Origin of the sequence: Singulisphaera photorubra (assembly GCF_045290345.1) — a bacterium.
In the GTDB taxonomy this organism is placed as follows: domain Bacteria; phylum Planctomycetota; class Planctomycetia; order Isosphaerales; family Isosphaeraceae; genus Singulisphaera.
On sequence record NZ_CP155447.1, the window covers coordinates 4,606,470 to 4,625,085 of the forward strand.

13 protein-coding genes and 2 pseudogenes are annotated in these 18,616 nt (G+C 59.9%); 9 read left to right on the forward strand and 6 right to left on the reverse strand.

What is annotated here, in order from left to right; translation table 11 throughout:
- The first annotated feature begins 12 nt into the window (after window positions 1-12).
- Window positions 13-213 carry a hypothetical protein gene (locus V5E97_RS17365; RefSeq protein WP_406700555.1) on the forward strand — a complete coding sequence of 67 codons (201 nt, stop codon included), beginning with the start codon at window positions 13-15 and terminating at the stop codon, window positions 211-213.
- Window positions 214-236: 23 nt separating this feature from the next.
- Here V5E97_RS17365 and V5E97_RS17370 read toward each other — a convergent pair whose 3' ends face one another.
- Window positions 237-1,409 carry a hypothetical protein gene (locus tag V5E97_RS17370; protein WP_406700556.1) on the reverse strand — a complete coding sequence of 391 codons (1,173 nt, stop codon included), beginning with the start codon at window positions 1,407-1,409 and terminating at the stop codon, window positions 237-239.
- 1,197 nt (window positions 1,410-2,606) lie between these two features.
- On the opposite strand from V5E97_RS17370, the gene V5E97_RS17375 reads away from it, so the two are divergent.
- Window positions 2,607-4,187 carry an outer membrane beta-barrel protein gene (locus V5E97_RS17375; protein WP_406700557.1) on the forward strand — a complete coding sequence of 527 codons (1,581 nt, stop codon included), beginning with the start codon at window positions 2,607-2,609 and terminating at the stop codon, window positions 4,185-4,187.
- A 114-nt stretch (window positions 4,188-4,301) separates the two neighbouring features.
- Here V5E97_RS17375 and V5E97_RS17380 read toward each other — a convergent pair whose 3' ends face one another.
- The 4 genes and pseudogenes from V5E97_RS17380 to V5E97_RS17395 form a co-directional block, all read right to left on the reverse strand.
- A complete protein-coding gene (locus tag V5E97_RS17380) occupies window positions 4,302-6,950 on the reverse strand; it encodes an amidohydrolase family protein (protein WP_406700558.1) in 2,649 nt (882 codons plus the stop codon).
- A gap of 293 nt (window positions 6,951-7,243) precedes the next feature.
- Window positions 7,244-8,556: pseudogene (gene xylA / locus V5E97_RS17385) on the reverse strand (xylose isomerase).
- Between the two features lie 234 nt (window positions 8,557-8,790).
- The gene (locus tag V5E97_RS17390) at window positions 8,791-9,990 is read right to left on the reverse strand and encodes an FG-GAP repeat domain-containing protein (RefSeq protein ID WP_406700559.1); all 1,200 of its coding nucleotides are present in this window, start codon (window positions 9,988-9,990) and stop codon (window positions 8,791-8,793) included.
- 59 nt (window positions 9,991-10,049) lie between these two features.
- A complete protein-coding gene (locus V5E97_RS17395) occupies window positions 10,050-10,370 on the reverse strand; it encodes a hypothetical protein (protein ID WP_406700560.1) in 321 nt (106 codons plus the stop codon).
- A 289-nt stretch (window positions 10,371-10,659) separates the two neighbouring features.
- On the opposite strand from V5E97_RS17395, the pseudogene V5E97_RS17400 reads away from it, so the two are divergent.
- Window positions 10,660-11,769, forward strand: a pseudogene (locus tag V5E97_RS17400) (IS3 family transposase).
- Window positions 11,770-11,959: 190 nt separating this feature from the next.
- On the forward strand, window positions 11,960-12,658 hold the full coding sequence (locus tag V5E97_RS17405) for a 3-keto-disaccharide hydrolase (protein WP_406700561.1): 699 nt from the start codon (window positions 11,960-11,962) through the stop codon (window positions 12,656-12,658).
- 33 nt (window positions 12,659-12,691) lie between these two features.
- Here the strand turns inward: V5E97_RS17405 and V5E97_RS17410 are convergent, their stop codons facing one another.
- Window positions 12,692-13,054 carry a rhodanese-like domain-containing protein gene (locus V5E97_RS17410; protein ID WP_406700562.1) on the reverse strand — a complete coding sequence of 121 codons (363 nt, stop codon included), beginning with the start codon at window positions 13,052-13,054 and terminating at the stop codon, window positions 12,692-12,694.
- Window positions 13,055-13,420: 366 nt separating this feature from the next.
- On the opposite strand from V5E97_RS17410, the gene V5E97_RS17415 reads away from it, so the two are divergent.
- From V5E97_RS17415 to V5E97_RS17435, 5 genes are all read left to right on the forward strand, one after another.
- Window positions 13,421-14,341 carry an NAD(P)-dependent oxidoreductase gene (locus tag V5E97_RS17415; RefSeq protein ID WP_406700563.1) on the forward strand — a complete coding sequence of 307 codons (921 nt, stop codon included), beginning with the start codon at window positions 13,421-13,423 and terminating at the stop codon, window positions 14,339-14,341.
- 56 nt (window positions 14,342-14,397) lie between these two features.
- A complete protein-coding gene (locus V5E97_RS17420; protein ID WP_406700564.1) occupies window positions 14,398-14,859 on the forward strand; it encodes a response regulator in 462 nt (153 codons plus the stop codon).
- Window positions 14,860-15,266: 407 nt separating this feature from the next.
- Complete coding sequence (locus tag V5E97_RS17425; protein WP_406700565.1) at window positions 15,267-15,551, forward strand: YbeD family protein; 285 nt, start codon at window positions 15,267-15,269, stop codon at window positions 15,549-15,551.
- Between the two features lie 156 nt (window positions 15,552-15,707).
- On the forward strand, window positions 15,708-16,838 hold the full coding sequence (locus V5E97_RS17430) for an arsenate reductase/protein-tyrosine-phosphatase family protein (RefSeq protein ID WP_406700566.1): 1,131 nt from the start codon (window positions 15,708-15,710) through the stop codon (window positions 16,836-16,838).
- A gap of 298 nt (window positions 16,839-17,136) precedes the next feature.
- Window positions 17,137-18,570 carry a nuclear transport factor 2 family protein gene (locus V5E97_RS17435; RefSeq protein ID WP_406700567.1) on the forward strand — a complete coding sequence of 478 codons (1,434 nt, stop codon included), beginning with the start codon at window positions 17,137-17,139 and terminating at the stop codon, window positions 18,568-18,570.
- Window positions 18,571-18,616: the final 46 nt, after the last annotated feature.

Below are 18,616 nucleotides of genomic sequence, written 5' to 3' on the forward strand. Positions count from 1 at the left end.
TCCAACATCGCGATGAAACCGTTCTTGATGATTCTGGGAATTCTATCAGCTCTCTTGATCGTTGCGCAACTGGTGATGGGCCAGTTGATCCTGAGCGGTCAGGCGGAATGGATCAAACGACACCAGCACTCCGGCTACCTGACGGTCGTGGTTGCCCTGGTTTATATCGTTCTCTCGTTGCCCAAAATCGCGTCCCTTCCCAAGCGGCCGTGAGCGACGTGGAATCGAACCGCGGTTCATTCCTTGACAGTGAGGATGGGCTCCACATTCCCTTCCTTGGTAAACAGTCCGATGAGAAACCGGGCCATGGTCTTATGGCCCAGAAATGAGCGAGGTACGGGTCGGGCGAGGCTTCGATAAATCACCAACGATTCATCGCGTCCCCACGCGACCCGATACGCCACGGCCGTCTCGGCCTCACAGATTTTTGGTCCTTCCGAAACCGTCAACGGTCTCCAGACGAGCGTCTTGCGATTCCGTCCCGAATCCCAGGAGATCAGAAGCGGCAGCCATCCGCGCCTGCCTGCAATCGGCTGACGCAAGACGAGCTCGTTCCCCTCGCGTCGAAACACTCCCCGCTCTTCGCCCGTGGAACGATAAGGGAGGCTGAGCGGGATCAACCGAGGCGAAGCCACACGTGCGCCGGCAGTGACGGCCAGGCTGCGGTTCTCCGCGGCTGGGATCACGTCAATCCCCTCGGGAATGCCGTACCGGATGACGCCGGAGCCGGGCTTACCGTCGATCTGGTCGGCCAGCAAGGCGAGTCGACGCCCTCGAAATAAGAGCGCCGTACGATCGACTCTCAGTTTGCCCACGCGAAATGACCACTCGGCAAGGTCCACCGAGTAGTTGGAGGTCCAGAGACTGGGCTTCGCTCGCCCCACCGCGGCCTCCGGACCCGTGCCCGATCCAAAGGCCCAATTCGGTCCCAGCCACGTTCGCCCCAGACCGATGAATTCGAAACTGGTCTCCAGACCGCGGGAACGATGGTCGATGGCCATCAGATCCCCCGACTTCGACCAGTCAGCACGGAGGGTCGCCAACGGGTAGTCTGGTCGGGCCGACGCGGGCAATGGGGGTGGTGAATGGCGCTCGTTGGGGCCGGGGAACCACCAATCGATCACAGTCTGGAAACCGGGCTCAGAGAGGTTGTCGGCCCATGACCGCAACGACCGCTTCGTCGACTCGGCAATCCCGACCGGGCCGAACACCATCGAACCATCGGTCCGCATGAATCGCAAGGTTGCGAGAAAAAAGCCTTCGATCCTGGCGTCGAGCTCTGGAGACCAAGTCTCCCCCAGCACGTCCCGCGTCTCGGCCAGTAAGGTCAGGCAGAGGGACCACTCGCCTACCGGCAAGCGACGAGGTGTTCCCTCCGAATCCAGTTCCTGATCCAGCCAATGATTCAATGGATCTGTTCGATTTCGTTGCCCCATTGTGGCAACAACCCGGCGCAACTCTTGATACGCCTCGGAAGCCTGAGTCGCTTCACCGACTGTCACGCCCGGAACATTTGATCCCACTCGCGCTCTCTCCTCAAAACCACGGCTCGTCTCCCGAGTTTTCTATTCTACCAGCTTACCCATGAAACGATGAGGATTGGCCTCTCAAGCCGCCCTGCGCAATTTACAAGCAACACCGCCTTAACTACTAGCACCCAATTCGCTTCCTCCGTCGATTCTCAATTCAACTCGCGATTTTTTCGGCGATCTTGATTTCTCGTAACCGACCACTTCAATTGCAGTTAAATCATTTCAAGAAAAATCTTGTTCGACTGAAACTGGCTCTGGCACACCTCTTGCATTACTACTAATCCAGAAGCGAAGCACGAAAGACTGAGATATGAGAAATCAAGAAGAATTTTGATTTCAGACTCGGTAGTTTCGGCGGACCTTCACGAAACACTCCTCCGGCGACAGCTTTAAGCCCTCAAAGCAAAGAGCTTACCGCCAAAGAGCGAGCGGGTTGCCTTCGCACGACGACCCGCTCGCTCTCTCTTCTCACACCGTGGGTTCCCCCTTTAGGGAATCCACCCCCGACTAGCCGGCCAGACAGTATCACCCGAGTCGCCATGGGAGAGGTGGTGGACAAGGACTGATGCGATCTGGCCGGCTTAGTATTTCGAACGAGTCGTCGCCATCCTATCTTCCCGATCCTAACAATAACTCCGGCATTCCCAATTCCACCGTGAATTGGCTCAGTTCCACGACTTTCGCCGCCGATAAAACAGATCAGTCGGATCGTATCTCCCAAGCATTATCCCGTTCGTAGGCAGGTTGACGCTCGCCTTCATCCGGAATGGGGCAGGCGTGAAAGTGCTCGTACTATCGAACGGGTCGGTCCTTGGGAGGACACGGGTTTCCAGACGGTTCAGTGCACTCAGCGAGATGATAGTCCTCCTGCAATGATCGGCTCTCCCGAAGAAACTCGTCCCCGAGTCCTTCGCCCGATCTGTCTAGGAACGGAATCACGACGACTGCACGCCGTGACGCCATTGGCCGGACATGGGAGCGGAGCTGGGCTCCTCGTGTTTCCTTCGGGAAGCCCGCGCTTGAAATCAACCCACGAAGGATTCGTGGGTTGCGAAGTCATTCAGGAGGATGACCATGAAATCATCGTTCATTCACGGGGCTCTATTCTTTGCCCTGATGTGCGGATTCTCTGCCGCCGATAGCCGCGCTCAGTCTGAGAGTCGCCCGGCCCCGGCTCCCTACCGGAATGCACCGGCACCGGTACCAGGCCTGACTCCACGACTCCTCTATCCAGGCGGATACAACCGCCCAGCGCGGTTCGCCTCCGCTCTTCAGCAACTACCGGACGGCGTCCCGACTCCGGAGGCACCCGCTCCTGCCAGCCCCCGCTCCGAACCCTACTCACCGAGTGGATCCGCTGGCACAGCCAACGGGACGGATGTCGCACTCCCCAGGTCCGAACGCGCCGAGGGGGGGGGCGAACCGACTGAAGCCGAGGCCGCCGCGGAGACCGCGCCGGAAGAAGAAGCCGAGATCGACGAAACCAAGCTCCTGATGAATGCCTTGGGCCGGGCCGATGCCCCGGTCAAGGTCTACGGCTGGATCCAGAACAGCTATACAGGGAACACCAACGGAGCCCCCCCCAGCGCCATCAACTTTGGCGTGAATCCCAATTTCCTCGCCAATCGCTGGATGGGCAACCAGTACTACATGGTCGTCGAGAACCCCGTCGAACAGAACGACGAGATCAACTTTGGCTTCCGCGTCGACAACCTCTTCGGTAACGACTGGCAGTTCAACCACATGCGAGGGTTGTTCGACAGCTCGTTCCGACTGAATCACTTCGCCGGCTATGATCCCGCCCAATTCTATGCCGAGATGCACCTCCCCTACTTGACCAAGGGGGGTATCGACATCAAGGGGGGCCGGTTCTATACCATCCTCGGCTACGAAGTGGTCCCCGCGACCGGCAGACCGTTGCTCTCTGTTCCTTACATGTTCAACTACGGACAGCCGTTCACCCACTTCGGGATGCTTTCGACCTTGCATCTCACCGACCGGATGAACGTCTATAACGGAGCGGTCAATGGCTGGGACCGCTGGATCAACGAAAACTACAAGTGGAATTATCTCGGTGGCGTTTCCTGGACGTCGAAGAACGGCAAAGCCAATATCGCCATCTCTTATATCTTTGGGCCCAACCAGTATCCCAACTTCCCGAACAGCCCGCAGATCACCTTCCCCGGGCAAACTGCCGTCCTGAGGCCGAACTTCCTCGCCGGCCGCCGCAATCTCGGCTATGCCGACAACTGGCGGACAACGGTCACGACGGTCCTCTCTTACAAATGGACCGACAAACTGACCCAGGTGATGGAAACCGACCAAGGGTTTGAGGACAACGTCCCAGGGATCGGGCCGGGGGGGACCAACCACGACGCCAGCTGGCAGAGTTTCGGCAACTGGTTCCTCTACGGCTTCAACGACAAACTGACCGGCGTCTGGCGCTCCGAAGTGTTCCGCGACAATAACGGCGTCCGAACCGGTTTCGCGGACAACTTCTACGAGCAGACGGTCGGTTTAATCTATAAGCCAAAGCCCTGGCTCTGGATCCGCCCGGAAGCCCGATATGACTGGGCTCAGTTCACCACTCCCTATAACGATGGCACCCGCAGCAGCCAGTTCACGCTCGCGGTCGACGCGATCATACTCTACTGATCGGATCGGATCGCCGCGATTCACCCCGGGGCCGACGACGATTGCCGTCGTCGGCTCCGTCGGTTTCAGGTTCGGTAGGTTCAAGTGTTTCGCCCCGACCGCCCCTCCCACGTCTCACTCGGTTCGAGCCGATCGACGTAGGGCGTGTCCGGGGCGTGCGCCGTTGTGGACGCCCCGTTCGAGGACCGGCTTGCCATTGACGATGACGTACTCGATCCCTTCCGGGTATTGGAACGGCTCGAGGTACGTCGATTTGTCGATCACTTTGGCGGCATCGAACAGCGTGATATCAGCGAACTGGCCGGGGCGAAGCAGGCCGCGGTCTACGAGCCCGATCTTCGCCGCGTTCAGTGACGTCATCTTGCGAACGGCATCTTCCAAGGAGAGCAAGTGACGGTCGCGAGCATAAACCCCCAGGATGCGAGGGAACGTCCCGAAGCTCCGCGGGTGCGGATTTCCTCGGCGCAATGGCCCTTCGATCGCAAGTGCCGAGCCATCGGAGCCGATTGAACACCAGGGCTGCCGTAGAGCCAGGTTCATATCCTCCTCGGTGTGGTGGGCGTAAATCGTGCTGATCGAGCCGTTCTCCTCGGCCAAGAAGTCAAACAATTGATCGATCGGGTCGGAGACCGAGGCCTTGTCCTTGCCTCGCTCGACCAGGATCTGGTCCATCGTCCTCCCCTGGAACTTCTTGTTGGCCTCCGACAGGTTCGCGCTGATCAGCATTCGTCCCCAATCACCACCGACGGCCGTATAGTGGTTGTACCAGCCGGGCCGGCCGTTCCGGATGTCGTCCTTCATCCTTCGGCGGTCGTCAGGGTCTTTGAGCCGGCGGAGCAACTCCGACTTCCCGCCTTCGTGCGCCCAGGGAGGAAGGATGGTGACGAGGTCATTGTTCCCTCGCGTGTAAGGATAAACATTCGCCTGGACATTCACGCCTCGACGCCTGGCCCCGTCGATCAAGGCGACGATCTCATTCATCCGGCCCCAAAGCGTCTGCTCGGCAATCTTCACGTGGATGATGTCCACCGGCACGCCCGCGCGTTCGCCCACCGCAATGGCTTCGTTCACCGCGTCGAGGACCGTTGTTCCCTCATTCCTGAGATGCGAGGAATAGGTCCCGCCGTATCGACGGACCACCTTGCAGAGTTCGACGAGGTCGTCGGTCGTGAGATTCAGCTCACGAGGTCCGGCCAGCATCGTTGAGAGCCCGAATGCCCCGTCGTTCATGGCCTCTTCGAGCAGGACTTTCAGGGCGTCGAGTTGCTCCGCGTTGGGACGGTCGAGCGCGTCCCCCATCACGCAACCGAGGAGCGTACCCAGACCGACGTATGAGGCGACGTTTGTCGCGATTCCCCCGGCTTCCAAGGCCTGGAGATATCCCCCCAGGGTGGTCCATTCCGTCGTCTTGCCATCCCTGCGAAATGAGTCGGGGGCTCGCTTTCCCTTGGAGGGGCCGCCCGAGCTGTCTTCGCCGAGAACTTCCGTGGTCACACCCTGGCGAATCTTGCTCTGGGCGTTGCCATCCTCGAGCAAGGGCCGGTCGGAGTGCGAGTGCATATCGATAAAGCCAGGTGAGACGATGAGGCCCCGAGCATCGATGATTCGATGCGCGCGGGCATCCGCGGGGAGTTGGCCCATCGCTTCAATCCTGTCGCCACGGACCGCGACGTCACCCCGGAACCAGGGGTTACCTGTGCCATCGACGATCGTACCACCGCGGATCAGGAGGTCGTAGGGCTGGACTGCGGGCTCTTCTTTGAGGGCCACCGCCAGAGCCACCACGGCCCAAGCAGTCGCCGGGATCGAGATAAACTGATGCTTACCATGCGGGTCACCATTATCGAAGTAGACCTGGATGGGTTTGACCCGGGTTTCCACCTTCCAAGAGCCGTCGTCGCACTGGGAGTCGAGCAGGAACCGAAGCCCGCGCTGATAGGCCTCGGTGGCGACGTTGAGTCCGGCCTCCTCGAGACCAGCAAGGGTCTGGCCGGTGGCATAAGCATCGCTCGGCAGATCGTCTCGCGCGGGCCAGCCGCCGTCGGCTCGCTGCGAGTCCAACACCGCAGTCAGTGCCTGGTCGAGCAACGAGCGATCGGCTTTCACCCGAAGTAGCCCACGAAGCCGAAGATTTCGGTCCTCCTGGTTCTTGGTATGAGTCTCGGACAACCACGTCTTTGCCTTCGCAATCGCGTCGGTAACCGAGGGATTGTGGTCACGATCGCCATAGCGACTGAGACCCTCGACCGCGAGCGTAGTACAAGTGATGGCCGACTCTTCGAGCGGTGGTCTCCGCCCCGCAGTCCCCCAGTGCCCGTCCTGCTTCTGCGTCTTGAGCAGGTAGGCGACCATCCCCTCGGCGACCTCGTCACGCGACCAATCGGCCAGGGACAAGCCCCAGAGCCCGTAGCCCACCGTCATCGCGGCGCCACCAACCCCCTTGCCCTGCCTCATCTCCGGGAGCTTTTCGCGGAACGACTCGACGCTGAAATCGGCCTGTTCGCCGAGCAAGTCTGCTTCGATCGCCAGGCCGTGAGCTCGGGCTTTGACCATCGCCAGCATTGGCAAGGTCTGATGATGGCACGAGAAACAGTCCCGATGGAGCGGATACTGGGTCGCCGCCTTTTGAACGATCTCCAAGCCTCGCCGCGCCGAGTCGCGGATCTTATCCCGCGCGATCGGCGGATCGGCTTCACCGGCGATCGTCGAGGTTGAAAGAAGCGAAAGGAGAAGACACGCAAGGCGGGCGGAATCGCGTGGCATCGTTTTTTTTCTCCAGATGAGGGTTCCACACACCCTACCCCCCGGTCATAGACACGGGCAAGTGGCATGTCGATCCCACGGTGCGAGTTCAATCCGCCCGCCTGGGCACTGCCCCTCGGAAATGTAGGGTCGTCAGGGCCCACCCGATTTCCCCCACGCGGGTGAAACGGTCCCCTCACAAGCCGCGCCGACCCGCCGGTCAAAACGAGCGGGAGGTCGTGGCCCCTCCCCTCCTCGCCAAAGAGGGCGATGCTGGGATCTCCCTCTCCGGTGAACACGTTTTTGCGCCGACTTCAAATAAACTCGTTGATCAAGTTCTCGAGCATCTCTTGCCGGCCACTGGCGTTCTTGTTGGCCTCCCCCTTGGGGAGGATGTAGGATTCGAGTTCGGTCAATGTCGCGTTGCCCGACTCGATCCGACGACCCAGCTCACTGTCCCAGCTCCGGTAACGCTCGGTGACGAACGACGAGAGCCGTCCGTCGGCAATGATCGCATGAGCGACCTTGAGGCCACGTGCGAACGCGTCCATCCCGCCGATATGAGCGTGGAAAAGGTCGATGGGTTCAAAGCTCTCGCGGCGCACCTTGGCGTCGAAATTCACACCACCGGTCGTGAACCCGCCCATTCCCAGGATGCAGAGCATGCACTGGGTCGTCAGGTAAATGCTGGTGGGAAACTGGTCGGTGTCCCAGCCCAGCAAGGGGTCGCCGGTATTGGCGTCGATTGAGCCGAGTGCCCCCGCGCCGATGGCCGCCTCGAGCTCGTGCATCATCTCGTGACCGGCCAGGGTGGCGTGGTTGGTTTCGAGGTTGAGCTTGAAGTGCGGCAGCAAGTCGTAGGTTCGCAGGAAGTTGAGACAGGCCGCGGTATCGGAGTCGTACTGATGCTTGGTCGGCTCCTTCGGCTTGGGCTCAATGTAGAAGTTGCCGTTGAAGCCGATCTGCTTCTTGTAGTCGACGGCCAGGTGGAGGAACCGGGCCAGGTGGTCAAGCTCCCGCTTCATGTCCGTGTTGAGGAGCGTGGAGTAACCCTCACGCCCCCCCCAGAAGGTGTACCCCCCACCGGCCAACTCGTGGGTGACTTCCATCGCCTTCTTGACCTGAGCTCCGGCGTAAGCAAAGGCATCAAGATTCGGACTCGTCGCCGCGCCGTGCATATAACGCGGGTTACTGAACAGGTTGGCCGTTCCCCAGAGCAATTTCACGCCCGTGCGAGCTTGTTCATCCTTGAGGACCTTGACGACCTCGTCGAGGTTGGCGTGACTCTCTCTGAGGGTTTTCCCCTCGGGGGCGACGTCGCGGTCGTGGAACGCATAAAAGGGAGCGCCCAGTTTTTCGAAGAACTCGAACGCTACGCGGGCCTTTCGCTGGGCGTTCGGGACTGAGTTGCTTCCATCGTCCCAGGGCGTTCCGCAGTCCCCGCGCCAAACGGGTCGGAGAGCGGATTGCTGAACGTATGCCAGTAGACCACCGAGAATCGAAGATGCTCCTTCAGCGTCTTGTCGCCGACGAGCTCATCCGGATTGTAATGCTTGAATTCCAGAGGGTTCCGCGAGGTCGGACCCCCGTACACAATCTTGGGGACTTCCGGGAAGAACTCGGACATCGGCGGGTCTCACCCAACGTGTGGTGGTCTGGAGCGTGTCAACTCAGGGCAATAGGACAATGTAGAGAGGTTTCGTGAAACGAACAAGCCCCCGCCCCGTTCGTGCTCCGGAACGAAGTGGGTCTCACTCGTTCCGAAGCAAGGGATCGGGAGCGAGGCTTGCGGTTCCCATCAACCTGGCAGGTCAAGGGCGAACAAAGGCGGAGAATTTCCTTCGTTTCAGCTTCGGAAGGATCACTTCGACCCACTGCGGTTCTCGAGGAGATAGAGCCCGCTTTTCCCGGGGCAAACCAGGTCGATATCACCATCACGGTCGATGTCGATGGCGGTCATTTGCAGACCGGTGCCGACAGTGCCCGCGGGGAAATCCTTCAAAGCGTCCCGCTTGGGCCCTTCCGGCGCGTTCTTGGCGGGTTCCCCTTGGAAAAGAACCTGCTTCGCCCAGGCTTTCTTCTTTCGATCGAAGCCGTAAGCGGCGATGACCGAGCCATCGGTCGCGCCTGGTTCGATTTCATGAGCATAAACGCGCTTGCCGGTCACGAGTTCTTCATGGCCGTCGCCGTTGAGGTCGGCCCAGAGGAGCGTATGGACTGAGGCGATCGATTTGTCGATCTCGAGCTTTTCCCAGGTTCGCTTGCCGTTCGCCCCTTTTCCTTGCTTCATCCAGTAGAAGCCGTAGTCATGGCCCACGCCGTAGACAAGGTCAGAGAGGCCGTCACCGTCAACGTCACGCGCGAATATCTGGATACCGGTGGCGCCAAGATTCCACTCAGGATGCCAAGTCCAGGTCTCCGCCTTGGGGTCAGCAGGCCCTTCGAACCAGCCCTTCGGGGTGAGCAGGTCGACCCGACCGTCGCCGTTGACATCACCCGAGCCGACCCCGTGGCCGGCTGCCTCAGTTCCAAAATCTCGCTTTTTCCAGACCGGCTTCGCGGCCGCCTGCTCGAGTTCATACCAAACGACCCTGGTGGTCACATTGGGCAAGACGTCGGGCTTGCCGTCGCCGTTCAGGTCGACGAGGACCGCCGCCTCGCTCGTGCCAGGGAGGTCGATTTCGTGATAGGTCCATTCTTTCCCCTTGGCTCCAGGGTTCTCGACCCAGCCAACGTTCTTAGGAAAGTAGGCGCACGTCACGAAATCGATCTTCTTATCGCCATTGACGTCGATTGGCAGGGTTGCGAAATCGTTGTAATAAGTCCCCTGTTTCGTGACCTCGCGGACCTTGAAAGGAGTCCAACTCGGCGCCTGATACCAGGTGTCTCCCGAGACGATGTCGAGTTGCCCATCGCCGTCGACGTCGAAGACCCCCGCCGACTCGAATCCGCTCGTACCATTGATCGTATGCGTCTTGAACGCTGGCTCCTCAGCGATGGCGGCGGCGGTCATCAACGAGACGCACGCGATTAGGGCGGGAATAAAACGGGCCTTGGGCATCAAACGCGCTCCTCAAGTGGGGTTCCAAACAAGAGTCGAGGCTTCGAAATTGGCCTCAATCAATCGTCGTCGTCTTCGTCGGTCGGATCATCCGGATCGTCGGGATGGACTTCGTATCCCAGGGCCTGGGCCGCTGCCTCGATCACGAGGGTGGCCGGTCCCGGATCGGGGTCGTTCAACTCAAAATTAATCGCCTCGACGCGAAGCCCGTCGAGGACGGCGTAACCACGCAACCGCAACGAGCCAATTTCCAACCAGGAAACCCCGGTCGACTCGCGCGAGACCTCGACACGACCTGCAAGAGTCGAGAGTTGAGCGACCCAATCTTCAAGGGTTTTTGGGGAAGTCTGCCAGTCAGGAATGGCGAGCAACTCGATCATGTCCAGTCTCAAACCAATGGGGGAACAGCATAAATTTATCGGCCCGCGTCGAAGCCGCTTCGCCTTCGCACTCCGCGTTCGTAACAAAGATAGAAGCCGATCACAAGCGATGTCCCCCGGAGACCGGCTTTTCGGGTCCGCAGTCGGCAAGGATTCGATGCGCGAAACCTCGAAGTCGGGGTGTCCGATTTCTTATGCGCAGGTTCTCGGCTAGACTCCCTATAGTGGCCCCCAGATTTCGGACCACTCGGTAAGTTATCATTGAGGGAGGTCTTACCGAGGGCGAAGCATGGGACAAATCCGCAAGCGACACTCGGCGGCGTTCAAGGCGAAGGTCGCCTTGGAAGCCGCCAAGCAGGACAAGACGATCTCCGAACTGGCCAAGCAGCACCAGATTCACCGGTGCAGATCAGCCAGTGGAAGAAGCAACTCCTGGACGGCCTGGAGGGCCTCTTCGAGAACAGGTCGGCCGCCCGCCGGCCTGACCACGAAGCTCCAGACCGAATTGTACGAGCAGATCGGGCGGCTCCAGATGGAGCTGGCCTGGGTGAAAAAATCTGCCTTGTGAGGTCGAGGCCAAAGAGCCTTAATCGAATCCACGCATCCTCACTTGAGTGTTCGTCGCCAATGTGAGCTGCTGGGACTCAATCGGTCGAGCTTCTACTACGAGCCGGCGACGGAGACCCTCGAGAACCTGAGCCTGATGAGGCGGATCGACGAGCAATATCTCAAGACGCCGTTTTACGGCAGCCGCCGCATGACGGCCTGGCTGACGAGGCAGGGAGGAGGTCAACCGCAAACGCGTGAGCCGCCTGATGGAATTGATGGGTCTGAGGCGCTTCATCCGGGCCTCGAACCACGACGCGAAACCCTGACCACAAGGTTTACCCGTACTTGCTTCGAGACCTGACGATCGAGCGACGCAATCAGGTTTGGTCCACCGACGTGACGTACCTCCCGCTCAACCAGGGCTTCATGTTCCTGGCGGCGGTGATCGACTGGCACAGCCGGTTCGTGCTCTCTTGGCGGCTGTCGAATACGCTCGACGGCCGGTTCTGCCTGGAGGCGTTGGACGCGGCGTTGGAGGAGGACGCCCGAGATCTTCAACACCGACCAAGGCGTGCAATTCACGGCGGGCCTTCACCGGCCGGCTTGAGGCGGAAGGGATCGCGGTGAGCATGGACGGACGCGGAGGGCGTTGGACAACGTGTTCGTCGAGCGGCTGTGGCGGTCTCTGAAATACGAGGACATTTATTTGAAAGCATATTGCAGTGCCAGAGAATTGAAAGCCGGCCTTGAAAGGTGGTTTGCGTTTTACAACCACGAGCGCTTGCACCAGAGCTTGGCCTATCGCACGCCCGCCGAGGTCTACCATGGTGCCGAGCCGGTCGGGCCTTGAGAGGGGAGAGCGGGGTGGAGTCCCGCGTTCGTTCCGGCCACCGATTGCATGCCGAGCCGGTCGGGCCTTGAGAGGGGAGAGCGGGGCCGAAGCATAACTTAAAAACCGGGCCGAGTGGTCTGGACATTGGGGACCACTTCACCCCGCTTCAAAGTCACGCAGCCGCTCTTTTCATTCGAAAGGAACTCCGATGCCTCGAGACTTCCGCCTCCGAATGATCTTTTCTGTTCTCGGTGTGAGCCTATCCCTGGCTCTGGCCGCGCCTGCGCCCGAGACCGAGACAACGATCAGCGCCCTCGAACAAGACCCGCAAGGGTGGATCAACTTGCTCGATGGTGCCGGGACTGAGCTCAAAGGTTGGACTCGTGGCCCGATTCCCCCCGGAACCAAGCTCGACGCCAAATCGCAGTGGGAACTTGACCCCCGCACGGGGATCCTGACGTGCGATGGCACCGGGGGTCACGACTGGGTGCGCTGGGATCGCGAGTTGGCGGATTTCATCTACCACGTGGAATGGCGTTTCACGCCGGTGGTCACGGGCAAGAAGGCGTATAATTCGGGGATCTACGCGAGAAACTCGGCCGACGCCAAGATCTGGCACCAGGCCCAGACGGGTGATGCGAAAGGGGGCTACATTTTCGGCGACACCCCGGTCCATGGTAAAATCGAAAGAGTCAACCTCTCCAAAGAGGTCCGGGATGGCCGAGTGAAGCCGGCTGGCGAATGGAATACTTTTGAGATTACCTGCAAAGCGAAGCGCATGAGCCTCTGGGTCAATGGAGCCGTGACACTCACCTGGAATGATTGTGAAGTGCCCCAGGGCTTCGTCGGCCTCGAAGCGGAGCGATACCGAATCGAGTTCCGCCACGTGAAAGTCAAACCACTCTGAGCGAATCGGATTCCGTGGCGAAGGCTCGTTCAATCAATAGCGAGGAACGTCCGCGTCGACGTCGACCGACCAGGCGTCGATCCCACCTTCGAGGTTGGCGAGCCCGGAGAGCCCTTGTTGCGCCAACCAACCCGCGGCCTGCCTGGATCGCACGCCCAGGTGGCAGTAAACGACCAAGGGCATCTCCCCTTTCGCCGCCTTGATCTCCTCAAGTCGGGTGGGGATCTCCCTCATCGGCACATGCAGGTCTTGAGCCGTCTTCGGCATTGGGATCGCACAAAAAGCACGCTCGACGGGCTCGCGTACGTCGAGAAGTAGAAGTCTCTCGTCGCGATTGAATCGCAACTTGAGTTCCTCGGCTGTCATACAGGCAATGTCAGACATCGAGTTGGGCATGGGTCCGTCCGGTTCGCCTTGTTCACGCGGATTGGCTCTCGCTTGGGGCCGTTCATTGTACCTGAGCCGAGAGAAAACGCGGCTCCTCCTCTCCAAAATGAGAGAGGAACCCAGCTCGAAATAAGAGGGTCGTACCGTCAGTAATCCCGTGGTTCGGACGCCCAGAAATAAAATGACGACTGTCAACAGAGCCATAGTACACTGGGTGCGGTCCGTGGCCCGCTTCGCTCGAGTCATTCCAGAGTGCCTGCGGGCAGGCGATCCTGCCGACTATCTATCATCGGTATGGTTCGTTTGGTAGGGTTTGTGGCTGACTGAGAGGTCTGGCGACATCAGGAAACGACTTAACTGTTACGGGGTTAGACGATGGCACTGGAGATCGCACCAGGGAAGACGCGGATTGGCTGGATCGGGACCGGAGTGATGGGCTCGTCGATGTGCGGGCACCTCTTGGCCGCGGGTTACCAGACCACGGTTTACAACCGGAGCTCGTCGAAGTCGAAGCCGCTGGTGGATCGAGGCGCAATCGAGGCCGATTCGCCCAAAAAGGTCGCCGAGTCATCGGACATCATTTTCACGATCGTTGGGTTTCCCACCGACGTCCGGGAGGTCACGCTCGGGTCGGAGGGGACGTTGGCGGGATCTCGCCCCGGCGCGGTGCTGGTCGACATGACGACGAGCGAGCCAGCCCTGGCACGTGAGATCTTCGAAGCGACCAAGTCGAAAGGGGTCCACTCGGTCGATGCTCCCGTGTCGGGGGGAGACATCGGTGCGCGTGAGGCGCGGCTCTCGATCATGATCGGCGGCGAGCAAGAAGTCGTCGACGGACTCACCCCGTTGTTCCAGCTCCTGGGAAAAACGATCGTTTACCAGGGGCCCGCAGGGGCCGGTCAGCATACGAAGATGGTCAACCAGATCCTGATCGCAACGAACATGATCGGGGTCTGCGAGGCCTTGCTCTATGGCTACAAGGCGGGACTCGACCTGAATCAGGTCATGCAGAGCGTGGGCAGCGGTGCGGCGGGCTCGTGGAGCCTGAACAATCTCGGCCCTCGGATGATTGCGGGGAACTTTGAACCGGGATTTTTCGTCGAGCACTTCTTGAAAGACATGGGAATCGCCCTCGCCGAATCCCGTCGAATGAACCTGGCACTTCCCGGTCTTGCGCTCGCTGAACAGCTCTACCGCGCCGTTGCGGCTCAGGGTTTGGGACGAAAAGGCACGCATGCCCTTTTACTGGCGCTCGCCCAGCTTTCTCACGTCGATTGGAAGAAGTCATCTCCGTGATGACCCGTTCCCTTTTTTTTTCTTGCGATCGACGCCGCTAAAGGAGTGTCGATTCCGTGAGCACTCCCGAATCCGGCGATTCTCTGAAACCAAGATCCGAACGAATCCTGTTGGTCGAGGACAATGACGCGGCGAGCAAAGGACTCTCGAAGTTCCTGATCGCAATGGGCTTCGAGGTTCAGGTCGTCACCGACGGCGCTTCGGCCATCGAAGCCCTGCGAACAAGTCCCCCGCCCGACTTCGTCCTCACCGATTTGCGACTTCCCGACCTCGACGGTCGGGAGGTCGCCCTGACCGCCCGCCAGCTTGTTCCGCCGCCCCGAATCGCTCTGATTACCGGTTGGGATCTCGAACGCGACTTGTTTGACAGGGCGTCCTGGGGAATCGATTGGATCTTCACCAAGCCCTTGGATGTCAACCAACTCCTTTTGAAGTTGCGTGAGCGCCCCGAATACCTCGCGCCACCCGACACGGCACCGCTTTCACCGAGTTACGAAGGTGGCGAGGGAATGCCTTGAGCCGCGCGGGTGAGTTGGGTATGATGTCGATCTTTGACGAACAATGAGATAATGTTCGGTCGAGAAGTGGTCCGCCGAAGCCCCTGAGGAGAACGCATGGCCAGCCGCCGTCGAGGGAAGGGTCGCCGCAAAGTCGGACGGAAGAAGCGCCGCATGCGCAGCAGGATCCGGCACCGAAAGAAATAGGCCTATCTCATCCACGATGCACCCTGTCGTTTGCCGCGTGGACAGATGAAGACGCCAAGAAAACCACCTCGCCCCGGCGGGCTTTCGAGCCTGGCGGGGTTTTTCTATTTGCGCTCCGTCGCCGATCGACACGCGATTTCGCGTTGGCGAATGTGAGTTCGGGTCGTAGGATTGAGGATACGAGTCTTGACCACCCGAGATCCGGGTGAAGGAGCCGCCCCATGGATACACGCCCATCGCTCGACTTGTTGGAATCAACCCATCTTTTTCCGGGCGTCTACCGTATCAAGGCGATCGGAATCACGGATGAAAACTTCGAGGCTCGCGCCCTTGAGATCGTGGTTTCGCAACTGGCGAGCCCTTCGGAACTCGATTACACGGCACGAACCACGCCCGGGGGCCGTCACATTGCGATCACCATGGATGTGACAGTGCAAAACGCCCAGCAGGTTCGCGAGATCTATGCCGCACTCGGTGAGCTCAAAGGTTTAACCCTCCTCTTCTGACCAGGTAAGCCACGTCTCACCTCGGCTTTCGCTTGCGAAGGGCTGGGTTGATCTGGTCGCAACAGCGCCCATCGAGTAGCCTGTGGAGCAGGTAATTAGACCGCGAGTCCACTCGCCCACGGGACTCGCACTCGTCACTCAAGAGCCCTTGAAACGATGACCGAGTCGTCCTTGCAGCCGGAACGGATTGATCTGGCGCAGGCCGATGATCGGCGCGACGTCGTACATCGCGCCGTGGCTTGCCTGGCGCAGGGGGGGCTCGTTGGCCTGTCGACCGAGACGGTCTACGGAGTGGCCGCTAGTGCTCTCCAACCCGAGGCGGTGGCCCGACTCCGGCAAATCAAGGGCCTGGATGAACCGGTCCCACTCACCCTCCTGTTGAAGGGCCCGGTCGAAGTAGCCGATTGGGTCCCTGGCCTGAGTGCACTCGGCTGGCGACTGGCTCGCAGGGCATGGCCGGGCCCGGTTACTCTGATTTTTCCGGATGCCGATTCGCATGGCCTCGCACTTCGGCTTCCCGCAAGTGTTCGACCGCTCATCTTTCCCAATGGCGCGGTGGCACTCAGGTCGCCGGCCCACCCGTTTATTCGCGAAATCCTCCGCCTCCTCCCCGCGCCGTTGGTCATTTCTCGGGGAGTGGGACCGGACGGCCGGGTCGCGACGACGGTCGAGGATCTCGAGCCCATCTCCGGACTCTCCTTGATTTTAGATGACGGCCCGACCCGACTGGGCAATGTCTCGACCTCGGTCATCGTGGAAGGCGATCGCTACCGAGTCGTCCGCCCCGGGGTCGTAGACGCATCGTACCTGACCCGAATGGCAGGGACGATCATCATGTTTATATGCACAGGAAACACTTGCCGTAGCCCGATGGCCGAAGCGCTTTGCAAGGCACTCCTGTCGCAGCGTCTTGGCTGCTCGATCGACGACCTCGAAGAGCGTGGTTTCGTCGTCCTTTCGGCGGGGATCGCAACCTCAAACGGAATGCCGGCCGCCGCCCACGCCATCGAAGTTGTCCGCAACCGCGGCGGTTCGCTCCAGCATCACGCGAGCCGTCAACTCACCCCCGACATGATCCGCCACGCCGATTATCTGGTCACCATGACAAATGACCATCTCGAGGCCCTGCTCGACCAGGTTCCCGAGTGCGCCCCGTACGCCCGCCTGCTTCATCCGCACGGGGACGACGTCGCCGATCCGGTTGGCGCTGACCGCGAGACCTACCAGCGGACCGCGCGCATGATCGAAACCTACCTCGTCCAATTGCTGGACGATCTGGGACTGTAATCGAAGCGAGCGCTCCTCCTCTCCCCCCTCCACTCTCCTTTCCTGAGGCGAGTACCACCACCGATTCGCCTCAACTTCCACAGGTCACCAACCTTGTCGCTCGGGGTCGCAGTTCAGGTCGGACAACCTGCCGCCAAGTGATGCCGATTCCGGTGAAATTCTCTTGGCCAAAGAGTCACGCGTCGTGTCCAATGACGTGAACGAATCGCTCGATTCAGTATCGTTCGCCGACGTCTATGATCATCACTCGCGGCTCTGAAGTACGGTTTCTTAGGGTTCTATCGTCTGGAGCGTTTCGATGACGAAGCAACGAATGTTCGTCTTGTTCGCGTGCGTAGAGTTGTTTTTCCTGCTCTTCTCCAGTCCGGGTTACGCTGCGAAATTAGCCCCAACACCTGAGGATGTGGCCCTCACCGCCGTCGAAGCCATTAAAGCCGAACAATACGACGACTTCGCCAAGGCCATGCATCCCGAAGCCTTGCGGGAATTCCGATCGACGATGGTGGTGTTGCTTGAGGCTGCGTCCAAGGCCAGAAAATCTTCCCAGGTTCTTGCGCTCTTCGATGGAGTCGATAGTGCTGACGACCTGAAGAAGCTCGACGACGCGTCAGTCCTCGCCGCCTTCATGCGAAACGCAATGAAGGTCGAACCTGAGATGAAGGATTCATTGGCCAAGATGAAGGTGCAGACACTCGGTCATGTCTCCGAGGGAAACGGAACGGAACACGTCGTCTATCGATCGACCTTGCCCGGCCTGGGCAACAATAACGGTATCGTTAAAGTGATCAGTCTCCGACCGAACGGGGAAACCTGGGGAATGCTCCTGAGCGGTGATATCGAAGCGATCATCGCTTCGCTGAAGCAGAGTCTGAAAGCGAACCCTGGATTTCCCGACCTCAAATTCGCCGCCAGTAAAGTCGAGCCGCTGGGACAGGTAGCGGAAGGCAAAGGAAAGGCGCACGTGGTCTACCGATTGACCACGCCTCTCGGCAATTCCAAGGTGACAAAGATCGCCGTGCAGAGTCTGAGTGAAACCGACCCGGATTGGGAACTAGCGAGAACTGGCAAGAAAGAGGATCTCACAACGCTGGTCGAACAGAGCCTCGGAATCCGTAAGGCGTCGCGGCCTGAGGTGCAAAAAGGCCCCTCGGCCCTGGTACTTTCCACAGCCGACTTTCCTGACCCGGGCGCAGTGCCCAAGACCAATCCGAGAATCTTGGGACGATCGTCTTCGAAGCGCTCGAAGTCGATTTATTCCCGCGACGAAGTGGACGACCTCCCTGCCTCATTCTTCGGCGGCGATCGAGACCGGTTTCACGACGTCGCTTCCAAGGGGGGCGTCCTCGTCGGGGTTCGCGTGAGCTACGTTTTGAGATTTGGCGGGCGCAAGATTAGCTCGGTGCAGCCGATTTACCGGTCTGGCGAGGTCCTTCGCGAAGGAGGAGTGTACGGGCAAGTGCTCAGCCAGGTGACGACCGCTATCGCCAAGCCAGGCTATGCGGTCGGGGCATTGAAGACGCACACGGGAATATCGGTCGATGGCTTCGGGATGGTCTTCATGAAGATCGATGAGAACCACCTCGATCTCAGCGACTCGTACAACTCGCCGTGGCTGGGCGACCGAGAAGGGGGCATCCCCAAAGACGTGGAGAGCGACGGTAGCATTCCTGTCGGGCTCCAAGGGCGCGCGAGGAACGAGGTCAATGCGCTGGGATTGATCCTTTTAAAATAAGCCTGACCGTGCCGGCCGCGCCGCCACAACCACTCGACCTGAGTGC